Origin of the sequence: Mesorhizobium sp. 2RAF45, from assembly GCF_052115225.1 — a bacterium.
Lineage (GTDB): Bacteria > Pseudomonadota > Alphaproteobacteria > Rhizobiales > Rhizobiaceae > Mesorhizobium > Mesorhizobium jarvisii.
The window spans coordinates 113,098-139,267 of record NZ_JBFRGG010000017.1; the positions used below are offsets into that span (position 1 = coordinate 113,098).

The 26,170-nt window shown below is 59.0% G+C and carries 23 protein-coding genes and 1 pseudogene; 10 read left to right on the forward strand and 14 right to left on the reverse strand.

The window, feature by feature from the left end; translation table 11 throughout:
- Positions 1–149 precede the first annotated feature (149 nt).
- The 3 genes from AB4Z43_RS29770 to cydB all read left to right on the forward strand — a co-directional run bounded on the left by AB4Z43_RS29770 (position 150) and on the right by cydB (position 4,538).
- Positions 150–593 carry a pseudoazurin gene (locus AB4Z43_RS29770; protein ID WP_441940311.1) on the forward strand — a complete coding sequence of 148 codons (444 nt, stop codon included), beginning with the start codon at positions 150–152 and terminating at the stop codon, positions 591–593.
- Between the two features lie 89 nt (positions 594–682).
- Positions 683–1,888, forward strand: a complete 1,206-nt coding sequence (locus tag AB4Z43_RS29775; RefSeq protein ID WP_137935308.1) for an NnrS family protein — start codon at positions 683–685, stop codon at positions 1,886–1,888.
- Positions 1,889–3,290: 1,402 nt separating this feature from the next.
- Positions 3,291–4,538 (forward strand): cytochrome d ubiquinol oxidase subunit II, encoded by a 1,248-nt coding sequence (gene cydB / locus AB4Z43_RS29780; protein WP_441940313.1) that lies wholly within the window; start codon positions 3,291–3,293, stop codon positions 4,536–4,538.
- A 118-nt stretch (positions 4,539–4,656) separates the two neighbouring features.
- Here cydB and AB4Z43_RS29785 read toward each other — a convergent pair whose 3' ends face one another.
- Positions 4,657–5,085 (reverse strand): MarR family winged helix-turn-helix transcriptional regulator, encoded by a 429-nt coding sequence (locus AB4Z43_RS29785; protein WP_441940315.1) that lies wholly within the window; start codon positions 5,083–5,085, stop codon positions 4,657–4,659.
- A gap of 150 nt (positions 5,086–5,235) precedes the next feature.
- On the opposite strand from AB4Z43_RS29785, the gene AB4Z43_RS29790 reads away from it, so the two are divergent.
- Positions 5,236–7,044: a chloride channel protein gene (locus AB4Z43_RS29790; protein WP_441940317.1), complete on the forward strand. Its 1,809-nt coding sequence runs from the start codon at positions 5,236–5,238 to the stop codon at positions 7,042–7,044.
- A gap of 186 nt (positions 7,045–7,230) precedes the next feature.
- Here AB4Z43_RS29790 and AB4Z43_RS29795 read toward each other — a convergent pair whose 3' ends face one another.
- On the reverse strand, positions 7,231–7,476 hold the full coding sequence (locus AB4Z43_RS29795; RefSeq protein ID WP_127266269.1) for a DUF982 domain-containing protein: 246 nt from the start codon (positions 7,474–7,476) through the stop codon (positions 7,231–7,233).
- Between the two features lie 573 nt (positions 7,477–8,049).
- Between AB4Z43_RS29795 and AB4Z43_RS29800 the strand changes: the two genes are divergently transcribed.
- On the forward strand, positions 8,050–8,457 hold the full coding sequence (locus AB4Z43_RS29800; protein WP_441940319.1) for a hypothetical protein: 408 nt from the start codon (positions 8,050–8,052) through the stop codon (positions 8,455–8,457).
- A 79-nt stretch (positions 8,458–8,536) separates the two neighbouring features.
- Here the strand turns inward: AB4Z43_RS29800 and AB4Z43_RS29805 are convergent.
- From AB4Z43_RS29805 to AB4Z43_RS29825, 5 genes and pseudogenes are all read right to left on the reverse strand, one after another.
- Positions 8,537–8,652: pseudogene (locus AB4Z43_RS29805) on the reverse strand (IS110 family transposase); the annotation flags it as partial.
- 3 nt (positions 8,653–8,655) lie between these two features.
- The gene (locus AB4Z43_RS29810; protein ID WP_441940321.1) at positions 8,656–9,096 is read right to left on the reverse strand and encodes a CBS domain-containing protein; all 441 of its coding nucleotides are present in this window, start codon (positions 9,094–9,096) and stop codon (positions 8,656–8,658) included.
- Between the two features lie 91 nt (positions 9,097–9,187).
- Complete coding sequence (locus AB4Z43_RS29815; RefSeq protein ID WP_441940323.1) at positions 9,188–10,915, reverse strand: molybdopterin-dependent oxidoreductase; 1,728 nt, start codon at positions 10,913–10,915, stop codon at positions 9,188–9,190.
- A gap of 46 nt (positions 10,916–10,961) precedes the next feature.
- A complete protein-coding gene (locus AB4Z43_RS29820; RefSeq protein ID WP_441940325.1) occupies positions 10,962–11,177 on the reverse strand; it encodes a DUF2945 domain-containing protein in 216 nt (71 codons plus the stop codon).
- A gap of 27 nt (positions 11,178–11,204) precedes the next feature.
- The gene (locus tag AB4Z43_RS29825) at positions 11,205–11,417 is read right to left on the reverse strand and encodes a hypothetical protein (protein WP_164758033.1); all 213 of its coding nucleotides are present in this window, start codon (positions 11,415–11,417) and stop codon (positions 11,205–11,207) included.
- On the opposite strand from AB4Z43_RS29825, the gene AB4Z43_RS29830 reads away from it, so the two are divergent.
- On the forward strand, positions 11,374–11,943 hold the full coding sequence (locus AB4Z43_RS29830; RefSeq protein ID WP_127266172.1) for a DUF488 domain-containing protein: 570 nt from the start codon (positions 11,374–11,376) through the stop codon (positions 11,941–11,943). The two genes, AB4Z43_RS29825 and AB4Z43_RS29830, sit on opposite strands and share 44 nt — an antisense overlap.
- Positions 11,944–11,973: 30 nt before the next feature.
- Here AB4Z43_RS29830 and pgm read toward each other — a convergent pair whose 3' ends face one another.
- From pgm to AB4Z43_RS29855, 5 genes are all read right to left on the reverse strand, one after another.
- The gene (pgm, locus tag AB4Z43_RS29835; protein ID WP_441940326.1) at positions 11,974–13,635 is read right to left on the reverse strand and encodes a phosphoglucomutase (alpha-D-glucose-1,6-bisphosphate-dependent); all 1,662 of its coding nucleotides are present in this window, start codon (positions 13,633–13,635) and stop codon (positions 11,974–11,976) included.
- A gap of 10 nt (positions 13,636–13,645) precedes the next feature.
- The gene (gene tkt, locus AB4Z43_RS29840; RefSeq protein ID WP_441940328.1) at positions 13,646–15,757 is read right to left on the reverse strand and encodes a transketolase; all 2,112 of its coding nucleotides are present in this window, start codon (positions 15,755–15,757) and stop codon (positions 13,646–13,648) included.
- A gap of 99 nt (positions 15,758–15,856) precedes the next feature.
- The gene (gene pgi / locus AB4Z43_RS29845; protein WP_441940330.1) at positions 15,857–17,521 is read right to left on the reverse strand and encodes a glucose-6-phosphate isomerase; all 1,665 of its coding nucleotides are present in this window, start codon (positions 17,519–17,521) and stop codon (positions 15,857–15,859) included.
- Positions 17,521–18,618, reverse strand: a complete 1,098-nt coding sequence (tal, locus tag AB4Z43_RS29850) for a transaldolase (RefSeq protein WP_441940332.1) — start codon at positions 18,616–18,618, stop codon at positions 17,521–17,523. Before tal ends, pgi begins: the two co-directional genes overlap by 1 nt.
- Positions 18,619–18,681: 63 nt before the next feature.
- Entirely contained in the window at positions 18,682–18,927 is a 246-nt protein-coding gene (locus tag AB4Z43_RS29855) for a DUF982 domain-containing protein (RefSeq protein ID WP_256753457.1), read from the reverse strand.
- An 831-nt stretch (positions 18,928–19,758) separates the two neighbouring features.
- Between AB4Z43_RS29855 and AB4Z43_RS29860 the strand changes: the two genes are divergently transcribed.
- The 4 genes from AB4Z43_RS29860 (at position 19,759) to AB4Z43_RS29875 (ending at position 24,510) form a co-directional block, all read left to right on the forward strand.
- A complete protein-coding gene (locus AB4Z43_RS29860; protein WP_441940334.1) occupies positions 19,759–20,361 on the forward strand; it encodes a carbonic anhydrase in 603 nt (200 codons plus the stop codon).
- 399 nt (positions 20,362–20,760) lie between these two features.
- Positions 20,761–23,307: a glucose/quinate/shikimate family membrane-bound PQQ-dependent dehydrogenase gene (locus AB4Z43_RS29865; protein ID WP_441940336.1), complete on the forward strand. Its 2,547-nt coding sequence runs from the start codon at positions 20,761–20,763 to the stop codon at positions 23,305–23,307.
- Positions 23,308–23,868: 561 nt separating this feature from the next.
- On the forward strand, positions 23,869–24,195 hold the full coding sequence (locus AB4Z43_RS29870) for a hypothetical protein (RefSeq protein WP_441940338.1): 327 nt from the start codon (positions 23,869–23,871) through the stop codon (positions 24,193–24,195).
- Between the two features lie 27 nt (positions 24,196–24,222).
- A complete protein-coding gene (locus AB4Z43_RS29875) occupies positions 24,223–24,510 on the forward strand; it encodes a hypothetical protein (RefSeq protein WP_441940340.1) in 288 nt (95 codons plus the stop codon).
- A 102-nt stretch (positions 24,511–24,612) separates the two neighbouring features.
- Here the strand turns inward: AB4Z43_RS29875 and AB4Z43_RS29880 are convergent, their stop codons facing one another.
- Complete coding sequence (locus AB4Z43_RS29880) at positions 24,613–24,816, reverse strand: hypothetical protein (RefSeq protein ID WP_441940342.1); 204 nt, start codon at positions 24,814–24,816, stop codon at positions 24,613–24,615.
- Positions 24,817–25,006: 190 nt separating this feature from the next.
- A complete protein-coding gene (locus AB4Z43_RS29885; protein ID WP_441940343.1) occupies positions 25,007–25,231 on the reverse strand; it encodes a hypothetical protein in 225 nt (74 codons plus the stop codon).
- Positions 25,232–26,170: the final 939 nt, after the last annotated feature.

Here is a 26,170-nt window from a genome sequence, read left to right on the forward strand (position 1 = left end):
TGGCCAACGGGCGGCAAGTGGCGGACACTGCGGCTTTTTTCCTCATTTCCCAACCTTGTTTGCGCTGTCGCAAAGTTCACAGGCCGAAGACAGCCTAGAAGTAGCCCAGCGGGGAACGCCATCGAGAATCAGAACAGGAAGGCAAGATCATGAGATACGAAATTGTACTCGCTGTCCCATTCGCCGTATTGATGTTGGCAGGAGCGGCCCAGGCGGCCGATCACCAAATCCAGATGCTCGACAAGGGCGAGAAAGGTGCGATGGTCTTTCAGCCCGGCTTTGTCCAGGCAACGCCCGGCGACACGGTCACGTTCGTGCCAACCGACAAGGGGCATCTTGCACAAAGCATCTGGGGAATGATTCCGGAAGGAGCAAAGACTTTCAAGGGTAAGTCGAGCGAACAGATTACCGTTAAACTCGACAAGGAAGGTGTGTACGGCGTGAAGTGCGCGGCTCACTATGGGATGGGCATGGTAGCGCTGATCGTGGTCGGCAGGCCGGTCAATCTGGCGCATGCAGCGACTGTCAAACAGTCGGGGAAGGCGAAGAAAGTGTTTGAGGTCCTGTTGGCTCAAGTTCAAGCGGGCAATTGAGGCGAAGCAAATATTATTCTGAAAAATCAACAGGACCCTACAGACGGACGTCACTCCGCTATGGGTTTCTCTTTTTTGAAATGCATTAGATGGCAATTCCTCGTACACGATCGGGCGCTTATCCGGCGGTTCTGTCTTACGGTTTCCGGCCGTTCTTCCTTCTCGGCTCTCTGTATGCCGGAGCAGCCATCCTTTTCTGGCTGCCGTTGTTTTACGGCAAGCTCACAACCTCCAGCGTCTTTCTGCCCGTTGATTGGCATGTCCATGAGATGCTCTTTGGCTATCTCGCGGCAATTATGACGGGATTCCTGCTGACGGCCATCCCGAACTGGACCGGACGTCTGCCTGTGCAAGGCCTGCCCCTGCTAGCGCTCGTCCTGCTGTGGCTTGCAGGGCGGCTTGCGGTGTTCTTTTCAGCTGACACCGGCTGGCTCGTCGGAGCCGCAGTCGACTGCGCATTTCTCTTGGCGGTAGCAGCCGCCGCCGCGACCGAAATCATCGCGGGCCGAAACTGGCGAAACCTGAAGGTGCTGCTGCCGGTTGCCGTGCTTTTGGCGGCCAACGTGATGTTTCATGCCGAAGCGCACTACCAAGGCATCTCGGACATTAGCCGCCGGCTCGGCCTCGGGGCCGCTGTCGTCCTCTTAATGATTATAGGGGGACGCGTTGTTCCCAGTTTCACCCGGAATTGGTTGGCGCGCGAAAATCAGGGACGTCTGCCATCCCCGTTCAGCCATTTCGACGCAGCAACGATCGCACTGTCCGCGACCGCATTGGCGGCCTGGGCCTTCTTTCCTGAAAGCAACGTAACGGGCGCAATGCTGATCGCCGGAGCGGTCCTCAACGCCATGCGGCTTGCGCGCTGGGCTGGTGATCGCACGCTCCGCGATCCGCTGGTGCTGATCCTGCACGTAGCGTTCGTCTTTGTGCCGATCGGTTTTCTGCTGGCCGGACTTGCAGTCGTCCTACCGGAGATCGTTCCTTCCGCGGCGGGCATTCACGCGTTCAGCGTAGGTGCGGTGGCATGCATGACGCTCGCCGTCATGACCCGAGCCACCCTTGGGCATACAGGCCGCGAGTTGCGGGCGGGCATTGGCACATGCGCGGTCTTTGTCGCAATCGTGCTCGCGGCTCTCCTGCGCATCGGCGCGGCGTTCGTCCCTACTGATGCAATACTTCTCCACATATCGGCGACGTTGTGGGTGGTGGCCTTCCTCGGATACGCGGCTCTGTTTGGCGGTATGCTCGTTCAACCCAAATTACGTGCGCGGCAGCCGAACAAAGCGCCTTCCTGACGCGCGGATCAGCACCGGATCGTATCCGCATCGGATCGGCAAAACGGGATGTAGAGATAGAGCAATACCGGCTCAGCTTTAGGAAGATTCATCATTCAATCGGCATAGGTGCCTAGATCCACTGCGGGCGAGAAACGCGCAGCCGTTGGCTGGTATAATAGGGAGACAGGCATCTACATATTTTCTCAGGACGGATGATTGCAACGGAATATTCTGCTCGGTGTGGAACGTCGGTTATGCTAGCCGTTCGTCGCACGGTTCGCAAAAGCCGTAGGCGAGATAGCGACCATTCCGGTTGCGGCGACAGTGGTCAACGCCGTCAATCATGCGCTGGCGCCGAACTGACAGACCTGCCACTTTCGCCGGAACGCATCCTTGCCTTCGTGGGTTGAGGTGACAATCGTGGAAACACCTGCTCTGCGTTATCGGACGCGAGCTGCAAGCTCCCCAAGGTTCTCCGTTTCGATTCGGACAGCCACGACCGACGCCTCGTTGATCCTCGCGATCGGCGAAGGCAAATATTGGATATTTGTAGCCAGCGTGATTTGCAGAATCGCCGATGCAGGATCGGGCTGAGTATGGACCTATTCTCAAGGTTCTCTTGATAGCAGGTCACCACGTTACATTTGGCGCTTCAGGCTTTCGGCTTGATTGAATGCTGGCCAGGTTTCTCGACCATTTTTGATCAGCACGGCGCTGTTTGCGTGACCTGTGGCGCGATTCTAAAGAGGAGTAGGCTAGCCCGGCGAAAAGGAAAAGCATCCAACACTGAAATAGTGATCAGCGAGCTGTCCGCTGACACATTCGTACTCCCTTCCAAGACTGGTTGAGGTGACCGTGCGAATGGCGAACAAGCGTCGATTTGGATCTACCAAAACAACAATTGCCGCGACGTTGACCTATCAGGCCGTGAAATCATCGATATCCAGTCTCCTCAAACGGTCGAACGGCTCGGTCCGGCGTACTGGCTGTACCTCGGTCGGGCCTGAACGGGCAACTGCAGGAAGGCATGATCCCTCTTTCGCCACTACTTGAACTCAACAATGTACCTCGAAAAGCCCGGCGCTGCGCCCGACCACGTTTGTCGATGATCACGGCATCAAAAGCGCTGCGCTAGTATGTCAGCGTTCTGGCCGGACAGGCCGAAATCGAGGGACGCCCATATCGAGGCAAGCGCGTCGCGCTAGTCCAGTGGGCTCGACCCTTCCGTCGAAGAGAAAATGATTCGCTCGCAAACAAGTTTGCGTTTGGACAAAGTCGATTGAGACAGGCCGGTTAAACTTTGGGCGCGAGTGGCCTCCGGCAAGAGGAGTCCAGTAAGGCTCCGTCGCCGGACAACCACAGCGAAGTTTCGACGGTTTTGATGCGTTGTCCGTCATGGAGGCGCTGCGAGGAAACGGCTATGATAGGCACTGCGCTATCGCGCTGGACAATGTCATATTTCACCGTAGCGCTGGTCTTTCTTGTCGGTGCCCAGATGTTGATGGTCGCCGGCTACGGCTTCCCTGCGGTGGCGGCGGAGGCGCCCGAGACGCTGGTCCTCGTGCACATGGTTACGATCGGCCGGCTCAGCATGCTGATGTGCGGTGCCCTGTTTCAGTTCGTGCCGGTGCTGATCGCGCAGCCCCTGCGCGGACCGATGAGCCAGGTCCTCGATTTCGTGCCAATCTGGACGCTGATCCTCGGCATGGCGGTGTTCTTCTACGTGCTGCTGGATGGCTTCGATCTTGGCGTCGGCATGCTTTACGGCTTCGCGCCCGACACTGCATCCCGCAACACGATCATGAACTCGATCGCGCCGATCTGGGACGGCAACGAGACCTGGCTGGTGCTGGGCGGCCTCGGGCTTCTGGCGGCGTTTCCGCTTGCCTTCGCCATCATCATCCCGGCGGTGTATTTTCCGGTCCTGGTCATGCTGCTGGCGCTGGTGTTCCGCGGCGTGGCGTTCGAGTTCCGGTTCCGCGACGCTGAGCACAAGACCTTCTGGGATCATGGTTTCTGCTATGGCTCGGCTGTCGCCACCTTTGCTCAAGGGGTCGTGCTTGGCGCCTTCATCCAGGGTTTTGAGGTCACTGGCAGACAGTTTTCCGGCGGTTCCTTCGATTTTCTGACGCCATTCTCGCTATTGACAGGTTTCGCCCTTTTGTTCGGCTATAGCCTTCTGGGCGCCGGCTGGCTGATCCTCAAGACCGAGGGGGAGGTGCAGGCGGCGGCGCGCCGCCACGGCCGCATGTGTCTTGTCGGCGTCCTCGTCGGTATTGGCGTGGTCAGCATCTGGACCCCGTTCATGAGCCAGGCCATCGCCGCGCGCTGGTTCGCCTGGCCCAACATTCTGTATTTGGCACCGGTACCTGTCGCGACAGCGGCCGTCGCCTTCTTCACCTGGCGGGTACTGGGCAGTGCAAGTGAGACGAAGCCTTTCGTCGGCGCCATCGGCCTCTTTGTGCTTTCCTATGTCGGGATCGCCATCAGCCTCTTCCCGATGATCGTTCCCTACCATTTCACGCTTTGGGAATCGGCCTCTTCAGAACGCACCCAGGCTTTCCTGCTCGTCGGCACTCTTGTGTTGTTGCCCGTGATCCTGATGTACACCGGCTGGTCGTATTGGGTGTTCCGCGGCAAAGTTCGCGCTGACGTTGGTTACCATTGAATAGGTTTTCGAACGCTGACCGACACAGTTGCTCTCATATTTACATGGTATCTAACTGGCTCGTGCAAGAAGCTGCGTGTCGCGACGAGCCAATGCCAATGAAGTCGACCTGTTCGGATCACTCGTCGCCACGACGCAGCAAGCGTCTCAGCATCGGTTCTATCCGCGAAAGCTCGTCGAGATGCGCAACCGAAAGGTCGGCCAGGTGGTCGTCGGCACGCACCGTTAACTGCAGCAGAACACGACGGTGGTCGTCCTTGTCCTGATCCCGTGCGACCAGCCCTGCCTCGCCAAGGCGATTGACCAATTCGACGGCGCTGTGGTGGCGGACGCGCAGGCGCTCCGCGAGGTCGCCGACAGTCACCGGTCCACCACCCGGATATCCCTTGATCGCAAGCAGCGCCTGATGCTGGCGTGGGGTCAGCCCGGCATCATGTGCCTGGACCTGGCTGAATTCGAGGAAGCGGCGGATCAGGTAACGAAACTCCGACAGCCGCTGGTAGTCGGCCTGGCTGATGGCGGGGCGTGGTTTTTGCGGATGCGTCATTTTTGACACTTGTTCAATTCCGATCGGTTTTAGCAAGAACGGCCTTGTCTATTTATATCGTATTCCGATACATAGCGAACCGACAAGCATGCCGTGTCCGCCGACACAGTTACCCGGCACATGCGATGCGTCCGCAGAATGAGAGCAGCAATGAAACCTGATCACGCCAGCCCCGACCATCTCCGAGATTTCACGACCGATGCCAGGGTGCTGCTGGTTGCCGCGATAGCGGTGGTGGTAGCGACGGCGGGGCTGTTTGCCGGCATTGCGCTTTTGAAACTGATCCGGCTGGCCACCAACATTGCCTATTTTGGCCAGTTCACGCTCGCCGACCTGAAGCTCGAGGACACTCCGCTGGGCTATGCCTCCGTCATCGTCCCTGTGATCGGCGCGCTGATCATCGGCCTGATGGCGCGCTTCGGCAGCGAGAAGATTCGCGGCCACGGCATTCCCGAGGCCATCGAGGCGATCCTACTCGGGCGCTCCAGGCTCGATGCCAAGGTGGCGATCCTGAAGCCGCTGTCGTCAGCGATCTCCATCGGCTCCGGCGGACCATTTGGCGCCGAAGGACCGATCATCATGACCGGCGGCGCGATCGGCTCACTGATCGCGCAGATGCTGCCGGTCAGCGACAACGAACGCAAGACGCTGCTGGTGGCGGGTGCTGCGGCCGGCATGACCACCGTGTTCGGCACGCCGATCGCCGCCATCATGCTGGCGGTGGAACTGCTGCTGTTCGAATGGACGCCGCGCAGCTTCATTCCCGTGGCGGTTGCGGCGATCATTGCCGAGGTCGAGCGTACCGTGCTGCATCTGCCCGGGCCGATCTTTCCGTTTCAGGGCGGCATGGCGGTGTCGTTCGTCGGGCTTGGCGGCTGGGTTCTGGTCGGTATTTGCGCCGGCCTGCTGTCAGGGCTGCTCACCCAGATGGTCTATGCCTGCGAGGACGGCTTCCAGAAACTGCCCATTCACTGGATGTGGTGGCCGATGCTAGGCGGTTTGGTTGTCGGCATAGGCGGGTTGATCGAACCGCACGCGCTCGGCGTCGGGTATGACAACATCGCCAATATGCTTGACGGCCGCACGATCGCGACCGCGGCGCTGATCCTCCTGGTAGTGAAAGCCATCATATGGTCGGTTGCGCTAGGGTCGGGGACATCCGGCGGCGTGCTGGCGCCGCTGCTGATCATGGGTGGGGCGATGGGAGCAGTGCTCGCCGGCGTTCTGCCAGCGGCGGATCCGGGCTTCTGGGCATTGCTGGCCATGGCCGCCACCATGGGCGGCACGATGCGTGCACCGCTGACGGCCACTTTCTTCGCGGTCGAACTGACCGGCAACACCCATGTGCTGGTGCCGCTGATCGCGGCCTGCGCGACGGCGCACGCCGTCACCGTGCTTCTGATGAAGCGTTCGATCCTGACCGAGAAGATCGCCAGGCGCGGGCACCACCTCGTGCGCGAATATCGCGTCGATCCGTTCGCGCTGACGAGGGTGCGCGAGGTGATGACGTCGCAGGTCGAGAGCGTGCCGGCGACGATGACACTGCATGGCGCGGCGGCCTTCCTGACCGCGCCGGAGACGCGGCACCCGAGCTTCCCGGTGGTCGACGAGAACAGGCGGGTGCTCGGCCTCATCGATCCGCCGGCCATCCTGCGCTGGCGCCGCGCCGGCAAGCACAGGACGACGACGCTCGGCGAACTGCTTGCCGGAAGCAAGGTGACGCTCGCCTTTCCCGACGAATATCTCGAAGGCCTGTCGGACAAGCTGTTGGTGGCCAATGTCTCGCATCTGCCGGTCGTAACCCGCGAAGGCCTGCAACTGGTCGGCTATGTCGGCTGGAAGGATCTGATGCGCGTGCGGTCGAGGAAGCAAGCCGAGGAGCGTGATCGTTCGGCATTGCTGGCCTTCGGCACCCGCCGTAGAAAACAGGATGGCGCTGAACAAGACCGCGTTGGTTGAACACCTAGTAGATGCGAGCTTTCTCCAAACGAGATCGATCTACCTCGCCAGCAATTACGCGGCTCTCAATCGCGATCTGGTATTGTAATCCTTGAGGGATTTTGGAATGGCCAACTGACCGGAAATCTTCCTGCCGACGAAAGGACGTTCGAGGTCGACAAGGAAACCGGCGCGCAAACTGTGATCTCATTCAACCAAAATATGCGCCTCTCGGGCGGCTTCGACAAAAACTTCTCTTGCAACATCGGCGGAAACGCCGCCGTTTATGGCCTGCTGGCAAGCTCTCAACGCGGACCGATGTTTTTGACTTCCTGCATCGCGCCAATTGCCTCCAAGCAAATCTAGCGCCTGTTGAGCATTCAAGAGGTTGCGAATATTTCCGCCAATGCCGGTGGTGACTGGCACCGGCTTGGAAAACCACGCTTCGTACATGATGGAACCTCAGATGGACCGCACCGGACAAAACGCGGTGTCGACGAACGGTTTCGTTGAACAGCTATCACCGTTGCGTGAGTAGGTATGTACTGCGTCGCCGCGAAAATTGCATTGTCAACCCAACGGGTCACGCCGATCATGTCGGGCCCGTTGCCAAACGGCGATCTCGGCCGCTCTCCCTAATGGTGCCAACGACTGTTGCTGTTTCATTCGGACAAACGTCAGGTAAAGCGTTTCGTTCTCGATACACCACGCGGACGTGACACCGATCACGCCCAGCCTACGGCAATACGTCGTTAGCCTGCTACGCAACCGACGGCCCGGGATCATGGAATCGGCTTGAATTCTTCACCGTCATCGGTCGCAATTGCGGTGTGCACCGGGGCGAAGGCGGAGCGAAAAGTGCCGACCGCAAAAAACCGAGCAAAACTGATCCGCAAGCCAAAGCCATAAACCCGTCACTGTGAGGCTCGGTCGGGGGTCTTATGGATGTGATTTTGATTGCATCGATCTTTTAGAAATCCATAATATAGGGCGCATTGAATTCGGCTTTTTTGGGGAGGAAGTGTCATGCCTAAGGTTTCGGATCTCTTTTTTAAGACGGCTATCGTGTGGCTCATTCTGGGGATTGGCGCCGGCCTACAAATGGCGATCTCGGGCGACCATGGTGCCTTTCCGGCACATGCTCGCATCAATCTGCTCGGCTGGGTCACATCTGCAATCTTTGGCGGGTACTATGCGCTTAACCCGGCAAAGGCGGCGCGGAGAATCGCGATGGTCCACTACGGCGTGTATAACGTCGGGCTGGTAATCATGCTGCCAGCGCTTTATCTGATGCTGCAAGGTAATACGGCACTTGAGCCGGTCGTCGCCGGCGGATCGCTGATCGTCGCAGCCGCTGTGCTGCTTTTCGCGCTCGTGGTTTTCTCGAGCGGAAGCGTGCGCTCGATGTCCGAGTTATCGCCCGCAACACGCTGACTTGACCGCGGAAGTCATTGCGCCGGTGCGCCAGCAAAATCCGTGCCCGGCAGTTGCTTTCCGACTGGATGTAAGCCTAGCGGCCCCAGCCGGCGCGCATCACGTGGGCGATGCCAGCGCATCGGCCTTGTCGGTCTTGTTTCGCTGCGCCGACATCGAGACACGCACATGTTGAGTCTCCAGGCAGATAGCCGGTCCCTATCGGTAACCGACCCCCGATATGTAATCGCGGAGAAGTTTATCTTCGCTTTCAGATTCGCCTAATAATGCTTGCAGTGCATCTCGTGTGTAAATAATGCCGATTGGCCTTTGTGCCTCATCCAGGACCGGAATGCGCTGAAGACCGCGTTCATTCATCACCGTCCACACATCAAGAAGCCCCTCATTCTCCCGGCAATAGGTAACATCGCGCGTCATGATGCTGTCTATACTGGCCGTACACCCGAATCCGAGGCACTGACTGATCTGGCCAACAATATCTGTCTTTGTAACGACGCCGACCATGTTCCCTCGCTCACACACCACAACGAGGTCGGTGTGCGGCTTGGACATCATCTTGGCCGCTTCTTTAATCTGAGCCTTTGCTTCGATTACCGCGAGTCGCTCGAACGCGCGTGGCAACATCTTCTCGACCAACATCGTTCGTACTCCTGTGAAATCGCTTTGGCGTGAAAATCCATGGGCGCTCAGGATCGTCCGTAGGGTAACAGCGCCCCGTTATTATCGGCAATCAAATCGGCATACGATAGCCGTAGAACTCATGATCCTCATTGTAACCGCCCTGACCCGCGCCGAGGTCGGCGAAATCGCGCACGAACTCGATCGCTGCGACCCATTTGACCATCTTAAAGCCCAACTCGTTTTCGCACCTGAGCCGCAAGGGCGCGCCATGTAAAACGCTAAGCGGGGCGCCGTTCATCTCGTAGGCGAGGATCGTCAGGTCATGGCTCATGTTTTCGATCTTGTGGACGTCGTAGTAGCGACCACCATCGGCACCATCGGCCAGCGAGTAGAACACGGCGTAGAGGGCCGCTGGTGTCGGCTTCACCAGGTCCAGAATATCGCGCATGGGCATGCCGCCCCATTCGGCAACGCCGGACCAACCCTGGATGCAGAAATGCGTAGTGATCTGTTCCTGCTTTGGCATTGCCCTTAGATCGGCCAGGGAGAAGTCGCGGGGTGCTTCGACGAGGCCGCCGACGCGGAGTCGGTAGCTGGCGAAATTCTCGGCCACGAGATCGTCGAATTCCTTCGAATTCGGCATTGTCCCGTTCGGCCAAAAATAGGGCGAGATATCCTTCTTCGTCAGTTGCGAGCGCGCATCCCAGCCTTCCGCCAGCCCCATCAGCCAGCCGATCATGAACGCGCCGGTGCGCTGCACCAATCGGGCGTGGCTGATGGTGAAGGGTGAGACGACTAGCCATGCTGCGAGGAGGATGGCCATCGCGACGAGGAACAGGGGGAAACCCGTCCATGAAGCGTCGTCGATGCCGGCGAACATATGGTTGGTATTCTGCCGGATGCCGGTGACGAAGACCATCGCGCCATGCGCCAAGATGAAGCCGACGAACCAGCCGAACGAGATGAAATGAACCGATCGCATGGCCTGCCGGTTGAATAATCGGCCAAACCATCCTGCCGCATTGGAAATCGCGGGGCTCTGCATCAGCCCCGTGGCGATCGAGAAAGGCGCAGCGATGAACACGGTGACGAAGTAGCTGAGTTGCTGGAGGCCGTTGTAGCGGGTCCAGCCTTCGTCGACCGGAAAGTTCAGCGAGGCATATTGGATTGCCGTCGAGAGCGCGGCCGGGAAAACTTCCCAAGTCATGGGCACCAGCCTGCGCCACTGATCGGTTGAAAAGAGGAGAATGTAGAAGGCGACTCCGTTGATCAGCCACAAGAGATTGATCGAGAAATGCCACCAGCGCGATAGGCCGAGCGTGTGCCGGAGCCCCGGAATACCAAGCCATGTCGGCAGCGTGACGGAATCATCCTTCGCGGTCCAGATACGGTCCTTCGGCACCGGCACCTGGAAACGAAACCAATCGGTTCCCGGCGTGCAGTCTCGCCCCCAATACAGTCGTGGATGGTCGGCCAGGATTTGCAGGCCGGACCGCATGATGAACAGCATGAAGAACATGTTCAGGAAGTGCTGTAGCTGCAGCCACCAGGGGAAACCGGAGTCCACCAATGGTGCCGATTGCGCGATGCCGGGGTGGTTGTGGATGAAGGCCTTAACCTCGGGAAGCTCGCGAAGGCTTTGCGCGAGCGCGATCAGGCATAGCAGCACCGCCGCTCCGATTGGGATTGCCCATAATGTATTGATCCACTTTCGCCCGATCCGTATGCGTGGGAAAATTCCTTGCTGTGGCGGCATCCAGTTATCGAGACGGATGCGATCATCTGCATCGCTGAGCTTTGCGCGGAGCGGTTCGGGTGAGGGCGGCTGGGAAGTCATAGGTATCGGCTATCTTTCTGGCATCGATCGCGCCCTGGCGGGAGCGTCAATCGTGAAGTTTGGTGAGCGCCGAACCCTTGTGAAAGGCGATGTGCTCGGTCTTGCCGCTTTTGATTTCGTATTGCGGCGCTTCCTCACTCGCATGGTGTGTGTAGCTGTGGACCTTGAAATCGCGTGTGTGGACACGGCCGATCGTGCCGCTGACGCGCCCGGCTTCCGAATTCCAGCTCACGTGATCGCCGATTTTGAATCTATCCGCCATGAAGCTCGACCAGGGTAATAGGGATTCTCACGGAACCATGACGCCGTTTCGCACCTGGTTGGCGCGGTCGAACGGCGAGGATCCATCACTCAACCGTCGCGCTCGAATTCGGTTCCAGTGAATCGCTTCCCGATGGAAGGACTTTTTGATCTGTAGGATAAACCGGCTACGATCCGCACCGAGGTGGCCGGTCGCCCTGCGCCCCCAGATTGGAATCGAAACGAACAGCTTCTTCACCATAGGCCATTCCACGCGCACGGTCGTCGAGTTCGGCGAACTGCTTCTGCAGTCTCGTGTCGATTTCGTCGTCGATGTGCGCTCGATGCCGCGTTCGCGCACCAATCCGCAGTTCAACGGCGAAAGCCTTCCAGGAGCGTTGGCGCCGTGGCGGATCGGCTATGAGCATATCGCTGCGCTTGGCGGCTTGCGGGGCAGGGCGCGTGGGGCGGAACCTTCCCCCAATAGCTATTGGCGCGTACGTGGTTTTCGCAACTACGCCGACTATGCGCTGACCGAGCCGTTCGCCAAAGGCTTGGCGCAACTGCGAGAGCTCGGCGGCCGGCATCGCTGCGCAATCATGTGCGCGGAAGCCGTCTGGTGGCGGTGCCACCGCCGCATCATTGCCGATTACCTGCTCGCAGAAGGCGAACGCGTCATGCATATCCTTGGGGCCGGTCATGTCGAGGAGGCCAGCCTGACGCCAGGCGCTGTCGTGCCCGATGATGGAACGATCGTTTATCCCGGGGAGCATCTCCTCGGGAGGTAAGCATTGATCATTACAAGCGGTGCAGCCGGTTCAGTTTCCTTTGGTTGCCCCGAGCGCATGGTCGACGATCGTCTGCGCCTCGGCCAGGATGGCGCGCAGATGGTCCTGTCCGCGAAAACTCTCAGCGTAGATCTTGTAGATTTCCTCGGTGCCTGAAGGGCGCGCGGCGAACCAGCCGTTTTCCGTGGCCACCTTGACGCCGCCGATTTCGGCATTGTTGCCCGGCGCCCGGCTAAGCACCGACTTGATCGGTTCGCCAGCCAGGGTCTTCGACGTGATCTCATGCGGTGAAAGCTTCGACAGTTTCTCTTTTTGTGCTGGGGTTGCGGTTGCCTGGAGCCGATCAGCGACCGGTTCGCCCAATTCCTTCGTCAGGCTGCGATAAACCTCGCCGGGATCGCGACCCATCCTTGCCATGATCTCGGCCGACAGCAACGCCGGAACGATGCCATCCTTGTCGGTCGTCCAGACGGCGCCGTTGCGGCGCATAAACGTCGCACCAGCGCTTTCCTCGCCGCAAAAACCCAGCGAGCCGTCCTGAAGGCCCTCGGCGAACCATTTGAACCCGACCGGCACTTCATACAGTCTGCGCTTCAGCCTGGCGCTGACGCGATCGATCATCTGGCTGCTCACCACCGTTTTTCCAACCGCGGCGTCCTTGCGCCATTCAGGGCGATGCTGGAACAGGTAGTCTATTGCCACCGACAAGTAATGATTGGGCGGCAGCAGTCCGGCACTGCGCGTGACGATGCCGTGCCGGTCGTGATCGGTGTCGCATGCGAAAGCGATGTCGAATTGATCCTTCAGGCTGATAAGGCCTTGCATGGCATAAGCTGAAGACGGGTCCATGCGGATCTGGCCATCCCAATCAACCGTCATGAAACGAAAAGTGGGATCGACCTGGCGATTGACGATGGTCAAGTCGAGCTTGTAGCGGTCGGCTATGGCGGGCCAGTAGTGGACTCCCGCGCCGCCGAGCGGGTCGACGCCCATGCGAACATGTGCTCCGCGAATGGCGTCCATGTCGATGACATTGCCGAGATCGTTCACGTAAGCATTCAGGAAATCGTGAGCATGGACTGTCGGCGCATGGAGGGCTTTCTCGAACGGCATCCGCCGCACGCCTTTCAGGCCGTTGCCAAGTAGCTCATTGGCCTGTCTTTCGATCCAGCCGGTGACATCGGTATCCGCCGGCCCGCCATTGGGCGGGTTGTACTTGAAGCCTCCGTCGCCCGGCGGGTTGTGCGACGGCGTGATGACGATCCCATCGGCAAGTCCGGTCTTGCGGCCTTTGTTGTGGATCACGATTGCGTGGGAGACGGCTGGGGTGGGCGTATACTCGCCACCGGCCGCCATCATCACCTGCGCTCCGTTCGCGGCCAGCACCTCAAGGGCGCTCGCAAAGGCTGGCTCCGACAGCGCATGTGTATCGATGCCGACGAATATGGGACCATTGATGCCTTGTCGCTCGCGGTATAGGCAAATGGCTTGGCTGATTGCAAGCACATGCGCCTCGTTGAACGTGTTCTCAAACGCCGAGCCTCTATGCCCGGATGTGCCGAACGCCACCCGCTGCAAGGAGTTGGCAGGGTCCGGTGCCTGGCTGTAATAGGCTGTGACGAGCTTGGCGACGTTGACCAGCAGGTCGGCCGGGGCCGGCTTTCCGGCCAATGCACTGATTTCCATCGTCATGCTGGTCGCCTCATTCGGTTCGGGCAATCCCGACTTGTTTGATTGACCGGCGGCCCGCTATTTGCGCCTTGGCAGCCGCAACGACGTGCTCTGGCTCGAATCCGAAGTGTTCTGCGACAACTTTCGATGGTGCGGACAGGCCGAAACTGTGCAGAGCGAGGATAGCCCCGTCGAAACCCGTATAACGCTCCCATCCGAAACCAGATGCTTCTTCTACCGCAACCCGGGCCGTTATAGCGGGCGGCAGGACCGTCTCGCGATATTCCTTCGGTTGGCTTTCGAACAATTCCCATGACGGCATGCTGACGACGCGTGCCTTGATGCCCTCGGCCTTTAGCTGTTCATAGGCCGTCACGCAGAGCGCGACTTCGCTGCCGGTCGCCAGCAGCAGGACAGCGGGTTTGCCGTCGGGCGCATCGGCCAGTACATAGGCGCCCCGTGCCACGCCGCCTGCGTTTGCATAGATCGAGCGATCGAGCGTCGGCACCGCCTGTCGCGTCAGCACGAGGCAGACAGGCCTGTCCTTGAGATGCATGATGACCTTCCATGCCTCCATGACTTCATTCGCATCCGCCGGGCGTAGCACGACCATGCCGGGCATGGCGCGGAACGAGGCAAGCTGCTCGATCGGCTGGTGGGTTGGCCCGTCCTCGCCGAGACTGATGGAATCATGGGTCCAGATGGAGATGAGCGGGAGTTCCATCATCGAGCTCAGCCGCAGCGCCGCGCGGCAGTAGTCGGTGAAGATCAGGAAGCTGGAGACGAACGGCCGCAGCTTCGACAGGCTCATGCCGTTGCCGATGGCGCACATGGCATGTTCGCGCAGGCCAAAGTGGAAATTCCGCCCGCGGTAGCTGACGGCCTGGTCGCCCTCTGGGGTCTGAAAGTTGCCGGCGAAATCGAATTCGAGGTTCGTCTTGGTTGACGGCGACAGGTCTGCCGCGCCCCCCAGCAGCCATGGCAAATGTTCCGCAATAGCGTTCAACACCTGGCCCGACGAGTCGCGCGTCGCGAGGCCTTTCGCATCGGCTGAGAAGGCGGGCAACGTGGCGTCCCACCCGGAGGGAGCATCGCGTCGCTGCATCTGGTCGATCTGTTTGGCCAGGTCGGGATATTGTCTACGATAGGCCGCGAACAATTTTCGCCAGGCGGCATGAGCGGCGTCCCCACGCTTGCCCATATGTGCGCGGAAATGCGCCACGACCCCTTCCGGAACCTTGAAATCGGCGTCCGGATCCCAGCCGTAGAATTCCTTAGTCAGCCGAACTTCTTCGGCGCCCAGTGGCTCGCCGTGGGCTTTGTTTGTGTCATGCTTGTGCGGCGCGCCATAACCGATATGGCTTTGAACGATGATCAGCGTGGGGCGGTCATGCGTATCGATGAACGTCTGATAAGCCTTGTCCAGCAACATCAGATCGTTTGCATCGCTTACCCGCTCGACATGCCATCCGTACGCGAGGAAGCGGGTTGCCACGTCTTCGGTGAATGTAAGGCCAGTCGGCCCCTCGATGGTGATGTGATTGTCGTCATAAATCCAGCAGAGGTTCGACAATCTGAGGTGTCCAGCCAGCGATGCCGCCTCGTTGCTGAGCCCTTCCATCATGTCGCCGTCACTGCACAGCGCATAGACGTTGTGCGAGAACAGATCATAACCCGGTCGATTATAGGTGGCTGCCAGCCAGCGTTCCGCAATTGCCATGCCGACGCATGTCGCCGCACCTTGTCCGAGCGGCCCCGTGGTGGTTTCCACGCCCGAGGTCCAGCCATATTCGGGATGTCCCGTGCAATGGCTGCCCGCCTGGCGAAAACTCTTGAGATCGTCCAACGTCACGGCAAGTCGATTGCCCGATGGATAGCTCGGGCCCTTTGCCTTGACGCCGCACAGGTAAAGCAGGCTGTAGAGCAGGGCGCAGGCATGGCCGGCCGACAGCACGAAACGGTCGCGGTTCGGCCAATCGGGATCGGCAGAGTCGTAGCGTAGGAAGCGCTGCCACAGGCAATAGGCCATGGGCGCGGCATCCAGCGGCGTTCCGGGGTGGCCAGATTTTGCTTTCTGAACTGCGTCAATGGAAAGCATTCGCAGCGTGTTGATGCAAAGCTGGTCGAGTGGCACCGGTTTCATGGGAAATCCTTCGAGCGGGTTTATGCAACTCCATTGTCAAAGTGCTGGCGGGTTGAGCCGTTGCAGGTTTGGTCAGGTCGACGCCATGGGCGGCCGGCCTCACCGCATTTCATTTCTTCGCCTCCGGAATCGGCGATAGCGCTCGATCAAAGCGTTGGTCGAGCTATCATGTTGAAGGCTTGGAGCTTCGGAGACCTCCAGCTCCGGGATTGTTTTCTCGGCCAATGCCTTGCCCAGCTCAACGCCCCATTGGTCAAATGAATCGATGTTCCAGATGACGCCTTGCGTGAAGACGCTGTGCTCGTAGAGCGCCACCAGGCTGCCTAGGGTCTTCGGGGTCAGGCGCTCGGCAAGCAAGGTGTTGGAGGGGTGGTTACCTTCGAAGGTGCGGTGCGGGACCAGCCAGTCCGGGGTCCCTTCGGCCCTGACCTCCTCTTCCGTCTTGCCGAAGGCCAGAGCCTCGGTCTGCGCGAAGAGATTTGCCATCAGCAGGTCGTGGTGGCGTCCCACCGGGTTCAATGCCTGACAAAACCCAATGAAGTCACATGGAATCAGCTTGGTGCCCTGGTGAATGAGTTGGTAGAAGGAGTGCTGCCCGTTGGTGCCAGGTTCGCCCCAATAGATCGGCCCTGTTTGGTAATCGACTTTCGTGCCGCCAAGCGTGACGTGCTTGCCATTGCTCTCCATCGTCAGTTGCTGGAGATAGGCGGGAAAACGCTTCAGATATTGCTCGTAGGGCAGCACCGCGACCGTCTGCGCCTCGAAGAAATTGTTGTACCAAACAGCGAGCAGGCCCATCAGAGCCGGCAAATTCTGACCGAACGGGGCGGTGCGGAAGTGCTGGTCCATGTCGTGAAAACCCGACAGCATCGCCTGGAAATTTTCCGCCCCGATGGCGAGCATGGTGGACAGGCCTATCGCCGAATCCATCGAATAGCGGCCGCCGTCCCAATCCCACATGCCGAACATCTGCTCGGTGTCGATGCCGAATTTTGCGACCCCTTCTGCATTGGTCGAGACGGCGACGAAATGCCGGGCCACCGCCTGCTGGTCGCCCAGCTTGTGCAGTATCCACTGACGTGCGGCGTGGGCGTTGGTCAGCGTTTCCAACGTCCGAAACGTCTTCGAGCAGATGATGAACAGCGTTTCCTCAGGATTCAGGTCCCGCGTCGCCTCCACGAAGTCGGTACCGTCGACGTTCGAGATGAAGCGGAAAATCATGTCGCGCCGGCTGTAGTGGCGCAGCGCTTCATAGGCCATGACCGGCCCGAGGTCCGAGCCGCCGATGCCGATATTGATGATGTTGCGTATCGCGAGGCCTGAATGGCCGCGCCAAGCGCCTCTGTGAATCTTGTCCGTGAAGTCGGCCATCTTGCCGAGCACCGCGTGGACTTCCGGCACAACGTCGATACCGTCGACTAAAATTCGCTCGCCAATAGGCGCGCGCAGGGCCGTATGAAGCACCGCGCGCCGCTCGGTCACATTAATCTTCTGACCGCTGAACATCGCTTCGAGGCGCTCACGCAACCTGCAGGCCTCGGCAAGTTGAATGAGTAGCTGGACCGTCTCGGCCGTGATGCGGTTTTTCGAATAGTCGAGATAAAGTCCGCAGGCGTCGATGGCGAAGCGCTTGCCCCGCTGGGGATCATCGGCGAAGAGCAGACGCAGATGCAAAAGGCGCACTTCCTGCCAATGCGCCAGCAACGCCTGCCATGCTGGAAGTTCCGCGAGTGGCAACGTCCTGGCCACGAGAGGCGCGCTCATCATCCGCCGGCCGAACCGTGGCGGTGTAACTGCTCGCTCTTCGACGCAATCACCGCCATCAGATCAGTCCACGATTTGGTGAAGGATTGCGCGCCTTCCAACTGGAGCTGCGCGGCAAGCGCCTGAATGTCGACGCCGGCTTTTGCGAAGTCGGCAAGCACGGTCTCGCTGCCACCACCGTCCTCCGGCATGACGCCGTTAACCGCACCCTCTTTCGAAAACGCATGAAGCGTCTTCTCCGGAATGGTGTTGATGGTGTCCGGTGCGGCGAGCGCTTCAATGTAGTAGGATTGCGGAAGCTGCGGATCCTTGGTGCCGGTGCTCGCCCAAAGCAGACGTTGGGAAAGTGCGCCGGCATTGGCCAGCTTGCGCCACCCCACCGAGGCAAGCCGCTCCCGGTAGGCTTTATAGACTTGCCCGGATATGGCGATGCCGAGACGGTTCCGAAGTGCTGGGCTAACCTTGTCCATCACCGCCTTGTCCCAGCGGCTGACGAAGATCGAGGCGACCGAGGCGATCTTCGGGTCGAGCCCGGCGTTGATCCGGCGCTGAATGCCTCGGCAATACGCGTCGGCCGCCGCTATGTACTGCGCATGCGAAAACAGCAGGGTGACATTCACCGGCACGCCGGCGAAGATCGATTCTTCTATGGCCTCGACGCCTGCGGGCGTGCCCGGAATCTTGATAAACAGATTGGGACACTCCGCCTGCCCGTGCAACCGCTTGGCGGCCTCGACAGTGGCGCCGGCATCGTTAGCCAGCAAAGGCGATACTTCCAGCGAAACCCAGCCATCGATGCCGGCCGTCGCTTCGTGGACTGGGCGGAACAGTGCTGCGGCTTGCTTCAAATCTTCCAGCGCCAATTCGAAGAATAGCTGCTCGCCCGTTTTGCCCCCTCTGGCTTTTCGATGAAGGGCCTCGTCGTAAGCAGTGCTGTTTTTAATCGCCTCATCGAAAATCGTGGGGTTCGACGTCAATCCCGTCACCGAAAAGTCGGTGCAATAGCGCTGAAGGGTGCCGCTGCTCAGCAGATCGCGTGTGATGTTGTCCAGCCAGAGGCTTTGGCCGAGTTCATGCAATCGGGTTGTTGCGTTCATGGCGACCTCGCTCGTGGGCGAGAAAGTGATTCACCCTCGCCAGTCTCATATGCAGCGCGCAGTTCACTCGACCAATATGCGGGCTTCCCGCGCTGCGTCGATGAATGCGTCTCTCGCGACGTCAGCCGAAACACTGCCGTTCAAGGCCTGCTGGCATGCCCGTTTCGCGGATCGGTGTTTATCGCTACCTCCGTCACGCCAATGGTCGTTAAGCAGGTCAAAAGCTTGTCGAGCGTTGGTCAGGTTTCGGATGTCGCCGCTTATGCCGGTGGCGACGGATATTGGCTTGGAAAACCACGCATCATACATGGGGCGGCCCGCCTCGAACTGGCTGAACTCTCACAACGCGCCTCGCCAGGCGAAGTTTCATCGACAGGCATCACCCTTGCGTGAACCCCAGGTTTTTGAATAGCAGCGGTGCGTTGAGAGTGGTCGCGCAGGCAGCAAGTAGGCGCTGGTCTGGAAGAGCGGACCGAATGCGCTCATTTCTTGCAACTCTGATATGGAAGTAGTTATCTGCGGAACACAACGCAGTTTGTTAATCGATAGAAGAGTACCGAGCAATGTCGAGGGCCAAATCGCTATCAAGGGTGATATCCCCGCGAATAACCGTCTGTTGCCTTGATGCAAAGGGCGCACACTGGCTGCCGCACTTACCCTTGGGTTCGGAACGTCCGTAGGCGCAGTTGGCCGCGCAGCGCTGAACTTCGGCCTTAGTCGCGATGCATGCAATCGCGGATTGCGAACCCAGTGCATAGGAAAGGAGCCACCCATGTCCCAAGCACCGAACCAAGAAGACGCCACCAAAAGTCTATATGCAGTCCCGCCTGCTCAGAAACATTCAAAGATAATCAAGTTCACGAGTAAGGCGGCTAAGGGTGAGCCTGCAGAGGGAGACACCTCGGTGGAAATTTTCTGCGACAATGGCAGATGGTATTGCCAGGTTTGTCGAGGAGGTGAGAAGACCCGACCGATGGGTCCGTATACAAAACACCAAGCCGAACAGATCCAGGATGCGCGCTCGAAGTTGATAGCGAAAATGGGATCCGCTAGGCTGATCTTCGAGGCGATACGGAAAGGTTAGGGCCGCCAACTTTTCGCACGTCGCTGCAAGCAAGCAAAGCCTAGCCGGACTTAATGATGATTGAAGACCTCTTTGTCCGCAACAAAATGTGGTCAGACGAACGTAAAGCCGAAAGGGTTGATTATTTTCAACGTCTTTCGAACTTGCAAAATCCTGAATATCTCTGGATCGGCTGCTCTGATAGTCGCGTACCAGCCAATGTGATTGCCGGATTGGAACCCGGCGAGGTTTTTGTGCATCGCAACGTCGCCAACCTCATCCATCCCACCGATCTCAATATGCTCTCCGTCGTCGAATATGCGGTAAATCAGCTCGGCGTGCGGCACATCATCGTTTGCGGACACTATGGCTGCGGTGGCATCCGTGCCGCTGTGAGCGGCAAAGGTCTGGGCCTTATCGATCATTGGCTGCAGCCAATAAGAGATGTTGCCGAGGCCGAATTCGAATGCCGGGAGTGTGGTACTTGGAGCGATACGGATCTTGACCGGCTCTGCGAGCGCTCAGTCGCTTCCCAAGTGAAACGTCTGGCGCGCACGCCGATCCTGCATGCGGCATGGAGGTCAAACAAGAACGTATCGATCCATGGTTGGATATATGGATTGAAGGACGGTTTGCTCTATGACTTGAACTGTACCATAGCCAGCAACCAGGATATCTAATCTCGTTAAGCTAGGGCACTGACCCCTTCCTGGCGCGATCCTAGCGGGCAGACATCGCAAAATTTCAAAACCAGCGGCAACCTGAAACCTGGGTGGCGCCTCCCCAGAAGGCCAGTTCCGACACCCCCGGCCGGCGCGGTCGCTGAAAGTCTCCAGCGGCAATCAATAGACGGCGGCCGGCGCGGTCCTTTCTCAACGTCACACTCTGATCGATGAACGATCGCCGAGCCCGCCGCCTGCTTGCTGCTCAGGGTGAGTAAATAACTGATCACGAAATGTTGCGCGGTGGAACAGTGCGAGAAGTTCGACGTTCATCTGACAAGGCACCGAGTGGCCGCTCCCAGCATTTTCAAATGCTCGAGCATCGCGAGAGAGCTCCCAAAAGACAGGAACAGAGCAATGTATCGTACAATCCTTTCTTCGCTGACCGGATTGGTCGGCGGAATTATTTTGATAGGCGGTGCTTGGTTGGCATTTATTGGCGGGTCCTGGTTCTTCATCCTCCTCGGTCTTGGTCTCTGCGCTTCGGCATTGCTGCTGTTCAAACTGCGCTCCGAGGGTCTGGCGGTTTACGGCGCCACCGTCCTGGTGACATGCGCTTGGTCCATTTACGAGGTGGGCTTCGACTGGTGGGCGCTTTCCGCTCGAGGCAGCCTGCTGATTGTGATCGGTGCGCTTCTGCTGCTTCCGCCAATGGTTCGTTCCTTGCATCGGCCGGAGATCGGCTGGGCGCGCTATGATGCATCGAGCGGGATGCTTGCCGGCTCATTGACTGTTGCCTTGCTTGCCGGACTCTATTCGATGTTGCTGAGCCCGCACGACACGAGCGGCGCATTGTCAGCCACCCAGATGGCGGCAACCAGGAGTATCGAGAGCAATGTACCGGACGGCGAATGGCATGCTTATGGTCGCACCGACGCCGGCCGCCGTTACTCACCGCTCGACCAGATAACGCCAGAGAACGTCAGCAACCTCAAGGTGGCCTGGACCTACCACACCGGCGACATTCGCGGCCCGAACGACCCCGGAGAGGCGACCTACGAAGATACGCCCCTTATGATCGACGGGACCGTCTATATCTGCACCCCGCACAATTTGGTGATCGCGCTCGATGCGGTTACCGGCAAGGAGAAGTGGCGTTTCGACCCTCATCTGAAGCAGACTGCCAAGCAGACGACGCAGCATTTGACCTGCCGCGGCGTTTCCTATTTTGACGGGACATCGGCCAAGCCCGCCCCTAGTGGCCAGCAACCGGCCGTCACGGCCGACAGCACAACGAAGACCGAGGAGCAGAGAGTCGAGGAAAGCGCCGCGGAAGTGACGACAGGCGCTGCCGGTGTGCCCCAGAACGTCGTCACGGGGCAGGCCAAGCGCGGCGATCCCAATCCGATCGTCGACCACAAGACGACCTCAGCGATAGCGAATCCCGATGCAATATGCATCAAGCGTCTCTTCGCACCGACGTCGGACGGGCGGCTCATTTCCATCAGTGCTGAGACTGGCAAGATTTGCCCGGGTTTTGGTGGGGATGACGGTACGATCAACCTGTGGGCAAACATGCCCAATATCACGCCTGGCTCCATCTATTCCACCTCGCCACCTGTCGTGACCGATCGGCTGGTGATAGTCGGCGGCTCCGTCAATGACAACGTCGCAACAACTTCACCGTCAGGTGTCATCCGTGCCTACGACGTAAACACCGGTGATCTCGTCTGGAATTTCGATTCCAAGAATCCCGATGCGACCGCGCCTATCGCGAATGGTCAGACCTATTCAGAGAACGCCCCAAACTCGTGGAGTGTGGCAAGTTATGACCCCAAACTCGGACTGATTTACCTGCCGATGGGCAACCAATCGCCTGACCAATACGGCGTCGGCCGCAGCGCCAGCGTCGAAAAATATTCATCCTCAATCCTCGCATTGGATGTCAACACCGGCAAACCAGCCTGGGTGTTCCAGACCGTCCATCATGATCTCTGGGACATGGATGTTCCGGCACAGCCGAGCCTTGTGGATCTCACTGTTGGCGGGGTAGAGGTCCCGGCACTGGTCGCACCGACCAAGCAGGGCGAGGTCTACGTCCTTAATCGCAAGACAGGACAGCCGGTGCTGCCCGTTAAAGAGGAACCCGCGCCGGCCGGCGGGGTCAAGGGTGACACCACGTCGCCCACGCAACCTGTCTCGACAATCTCATTTAAACCCGAGCCACTCCAGGAAAAGGACATGTGGGGGATTTCGCCGCTCGACGAACTCGTCTGCCGGATCGAATTCCGCAACCTCTATTACAAGGGAAGGTATACTCCGCCGACGGCGAGGGGCTCGATCGTCTATCCCGGCAACTTCGGCGCGTTCAACTGGGGCGCGGTGGCGGTCGATCCCAATCGGCAAGTCATGTTTGCCATGCCCGTATACCTTGCCTTTACGTCGAAGATGATCCCCCGTCCGGACAAGTATGCGCGGGTCGTTACCAAAGAGGGAGGGGACGTCTTCAACGAAAATTTCGGAGCGCCTTATGCGGCCAAGATGGGAGCGTTTCTCTCACCGCTTGGGCTGCCCTGCCAAGCGCCGCCATGGGGCTATGTCGCGGGTGTCGACCTGACGACCGGCAAGACCATCTACAAGCATGTCAACGGAACGGTGCGCGACCTGTCGCCGATCCCGCTGCCATTCAAAATGGGCGTGCCCGGCATCGGTGGGCCGATCATTACCAAGGGCGGCGTCGCCTTTCTCAGCGGCACCTTGGATTACTACGTACGCGGTTATGACCTGAAGACAGGCAAGGAGATCTGGCGCGATCGCCTTCCCGCTGGCGGGCAGGCCACCCCCTCCAGTTACCTTGGCTCCGATGGCCGACAGTATCTAATCGTGGTTGCCGGCGGGCATGGTTCGACCGGCACAGCGGCGGGCGATTCTATTATCGCCTATGCGTTGCCGAAAGCCGGGTGAGCAAAGGTGCGGAATGCGTGCGTATGACAATGGCGAACTAAGATCGTGAGGGCTCGGCTCCGAAAGTTCCTGGCCCAGGCAGGTCTTGCAAGGGTTTTGGAGCCTTGGTTTTAACGGCAGCCGAGCCGAAATGAAGCGCGCGCCTATTTTGCCTCGCTTCAAAGCGCTGGCATGCGGGATCGATCGGAGGGCCGATCTTCGGCAGGCAATGGAGCGCCTGCCGCACGCATCAATCATCAGAGACGGCTAATGTTCCGTCAATCGTTACGGCCGATTTGTCGGCGTGATTACGGGAGCTGCTGTCGTGTGGGGTTCACGTCCCGTGGATCAAACTGACAGTCAGCCAAAAGGCAAGCGCCATGAAAAACAGAACGCCAAAAGCCACAAGCAGGAACCTCATGGGCTAATTTAGCACATCTAGAACGAAGGTCGGGGTCGACTTCCTTACGGATTCGTAAGGGCGGGCCTGTTGGCCCTTACGAATTTGTAAACAACGCCGCTGGAACGCACAAGTCATCACGTCGTTGTGAGGTCGCGAGTAAATCCAGCAGGAGGAAATCGATGAAACTATTTTTGGGGACTGCGATCGCGGCGGCGGCGACATTTGTATCAATGGCGCCTCTTTATGCCCAAAGCGTAATTATTCAGCCTGACAACGGCGGAGGTTACGCTGACCAATACTCCTCGGACGATGGCGGCCAGTACCGTCGCCACCATCGGCATCACTACCAAGACAGCTACAACGACGGTCAGTACAATGACAGCCAGTACAACGACGGACATTATTACAGGCGTCATCATCATCACCACCATGGCTGCCGCATATTTGTGACTACGCACTGGCGCCATCATCACCGGGTAGTCGAGCGCACGAGAGTGTGCGGCTAACGTCTCTCAAATCAGGAGGAACTTACAATGAATATCAAGAAGCTCTGCATGGGCGCCATGGCGCTTTCAATGATCACCGGTGCCGCGCTCGCGGGCACGGCAACCGGGACGTCGGCACTCGACGATCCTGCAAAGATGTCGCCATTCTTCAGCGATGCCGGCATGAAAACGTTGAGGTCGGAAAAGGATTTCAAGACCGCATGGACGGCCATGAAACCCGCCGAGCAGAAGGCGGTGTTGAAAGACTGCGGCGATGCCACGATTAACAAGTCGCACGCGAATTTCTGTGCGATGGCGAAAAAGATGGGCGGCTGAGAATAACGTGATGTGGCGTCGGGTAGCTCTCTTACCCGTACCGGCGTCCCAGTAGTGATAGGGCTCGTACTTTAGGTACGAGCCCTTTTCACTCTCCGCTGCCTACTCTGCTGATCCGTTGTCGGCGAATGGCGACGCACTGGGGACGCATTGCAACGACCAACCAGTCGGCGCCGGCTGCTTCTGATATTCGGCTATGGCGGCGGTGCACTGTTCGCGCTTATCGAACGTGCTCGGCAACATGACCATGCCGCCCTGCGGGCCGGCGATTACGAGATACCAGACCAACGCTGCGGTAGAGGCCATTTATTTGAACTCCTTTGTGCTACTCAATGGAATGCGTGAAGGGTTATGAAGGCGTCTCGGGTGGCGGAAGAAAGGCCGGGCCAAAGGATTTCGCGATGTTGCACGTTACGTGCGGAAGGCAAGCTCGAAATGAGCCGCGCGGTGCCTAGCAATTTTCCACTTCCTTGCCCGGCGGTCCTGTGTGCGCTTATTAGCCGCCGCCGCCGCCGCGGTCGACACCGCCACCGCTGCCTCCCGCTTGGCTAAAGACGACAGTGCCATCGTGTTTGCGAACTTCTACCGCCACGACGCCGTCATCCTGCTGGCGAGCAGCGAATGTCGCCTGGGCGTGCTCCCGGGCGTCTTTCTCGGCATCGAACGGCGCCTTTTCAACCACGCCTTGCTTGCCGTACCAAATCACCGTGTAGACCATCATTACGACGCTCCAGTCGCCGAACGCGAAACTATGCGCCGTGTCACTGGGCGGGTCTATAGCCGCCGGCCGGCGCCCGATCCTCTCAGTCGATGCGCCGGATACGGCCGTTTTCGAGCCGGAAGACCCCGGAATTACCGCCTTGCTTCTCGAAGTCGGTCTGTAGTTCATCCCACGTGCCGAGATACTCCCCGCAATCATCGCAAACGATTTGCGCCTCCGGGCGAGCATCGTGCGGGATTCTCAGACGGATAGTTAGGCAGTAGGGGCATTCGAGACGATGGTTCAGGGTATTGCGGTTCGGACATGTGCGGAGAATGCCTCCAGAGGCCGGCGATCGCAAGAAGGCCGGCGCCAAGGGGTGGGAGCAGCTATGGGGTTTCAGCGCCGGCCAAGCGGACAATCAGATCCGCCGCCAGTCCTACATGGCCCATTCGCAGGCAGGCCGTTATGGTGTGATCGCGGAAGCCCCCAGGCACAACTCCCGCACGCCGGCCTCGGACTACTTTGCATTCTTTCTGGCAGGATTAAACATTTGGATGCGACCGTCAGGCGCTTCTACTAGGAGAGCCACGATCAGCTCGCCAGTACATTGCCGACTTCATCTCGGCCTACAACTTCGGCCGCAGGCCCAAGACCTCACATCCTATGAGTTCATTTGCAAGGCTTGGGACGCACAGCGCGAGCGCTTCAAGCTTGGTCCGCTCCAGCAATGCCGGGACTAAACAATCTCGTATCCACAGCTAGAGCGTTTCCTGTTTTGAGAGAATCGTAGGATTCCCAAAGAAGGTTGTTTGTGATTCATGTGTGGACGGCCCCCGTTGAGCAAGAAGATTCTGACAATGGCAATACTGAAGCGGTCAGGTTCATTCATGTGTTCGGCCTGTTTTTTGCGGCCTCAGGCCGCTGGCCATGATGGTGTCGGTGGATCGGGCCCTCATC

Bases quoted from the DNA above. Each gene is read 5' to 3' on its own strand.
- pgm (WP_441940326.1), bottom strand. From the start codon at position 13,635: ATGACGATGGAAATCAGTGCATTGGCCGGAAAGCCGGCCCCGGCCGAC.
- AB4Z43_RS29825 (WP_164758033.1), bottom strand. From the start codon at position 11,417: ATGGTGAAGAAGCTGTTCGTTTCGATTCCAATCTGGGGGCGCAGGGCG.
- AB4Z43_RS29785 (WP_441940315.1), bottom strand. From the start codon at position 5,085: ATGACGCATCCGCAAAAACCACGCCCCGCCATCAGCCAGGCCGACTAC.
- cydB (WP_441940313.1), top strand. From the start codon at position 3,291: ATGATAGGCACTGCGCTATCGCGCTGGACAATGTCATATTTCACCGTA.
- AB4Z43_RS29795 (WP_127266269.1), bottom strand. From the start codon at position 7,476: ATGTACGAAGCGTGGTTTTCCAAGCCGGTGCCAGTCACCACCGGCATT.
- AB4Z43_RS29775 (WP_137935308.1), top strand. From the start codon at position 683: ATGGCAATTCCTCGTACACGATCGGGCGCTTATCCGGCGGTTCTGTCT.
- AB4Z43_RS29790 (WP_441940317.1), top strand. From the start codon at position 5,236: ATGAAACCTGATCACGCCAGCCCCGACCATCTCCGAGATTTCACGACC.
- AB4Z43_RS29880 (WP_441940342.1), bottom strand. From the start codon at position 24,816: ATGGCCTCTACCGCAGCGTTGGTCTGGTATCTCGTAATCGCCGGCCCG.
- AB4Z43_RS29770 (WP_441940311.1), top strand. From the start codon at position 150: ATGAGATACGAAATTGTACTCGCTGTCCCATTCGCCGTATTGATGTTG.
- pgi (WP_441940330.1), bottom strand. From the start codon at position 17,521: ATGAGCGCGCCTCTCGTGGCCAGGACGTTGCCACTCGCGGAACTTCCA.
- AB4Z43_RS29860 (WP_441940334.1), top strand. From the start codon at position 19,759: ATGATTGAAGACCTCTTTGTCCGCAACAAAATGTGGTCAGACGAACGT.
- tal (WP_441940332.1), bottom strand. From the start codon at position 18,618: ATGAACGCAACAACCCGATTGCATGAACTCGGCCAAAGCCTCTGGCTG.
- AB4Z43_RS29865 (WP_441940336.1), top strand. From the start codon at position 20,761: ATGTATCGTACAATCCTTTCTTCGCTGACCGGATTGGTCGGCGGAATT.
- AB4Z43_RS29820 (WP_441940325.1), bottom strand. From the start codon at position 11,177: ATGGCGGATAGATTCAAAATCGGCGATCACGTGAGCTGGAATTCGGAA.
- AB4Z43_RS29800 (WP_441940319.1), top strand. From the start codon at position 8,050: ATGCCTAAGGTTTCGGATCTCTTTTTTAAGACGGCTATCGTGTGGCTC.
- AB4Z43_RS29885 (WP_441940343.1), bottom strand. From the start codon at position 25,231: ATGATGGTCTACACGGTGATTTGGTACGGCAAGCAAGGCGTGGTTGAA.
- AB4Z43_RS29870 (WP_441940338.1), top strand. From the start codon at position 23,869: ATGAAACTATTTTTGGGGACTGCGATCGCGGCGGCGGCGACATTTGTA.
- AB4Z43_RS29810 (WP_441940321.1), bottom strand. From the start codon at position 9,096: ATGTTGGTCGAGAAGATGTTGCCACGCGCGTTCGAGCGACTCGCGGTA.
- AB4Z43_RS29815 (WP_441940323.1), bottom strand. From the start codon at position 10,915: ATGACTTCCCAGCCGCCCTCACCCGAACCGCTCCGCGCAAAGCTCAGC.
- tkt (WP_441940328.1), bottom strand. From the start codon at position 15,757: ATGAAACCGGTGCCACTCGACCAGCTTTGCATCAACACGCTGCGAATG.
- AB4Z43_RS29875 (WP_441940340.1), top strand. From the start codon at position 24,223: ATGAATATCAAGAAGCTCTGCATGGGCGCCATGGCGCTTTCAATGATC.
- AB4Z43_RS29855 (WP_256753457.1), bottom strand. From the start codon at position 18,927: ATGTATGATGCGTGGTTTTCCAAGCCAATATCCGTCGCCACCGGCATA.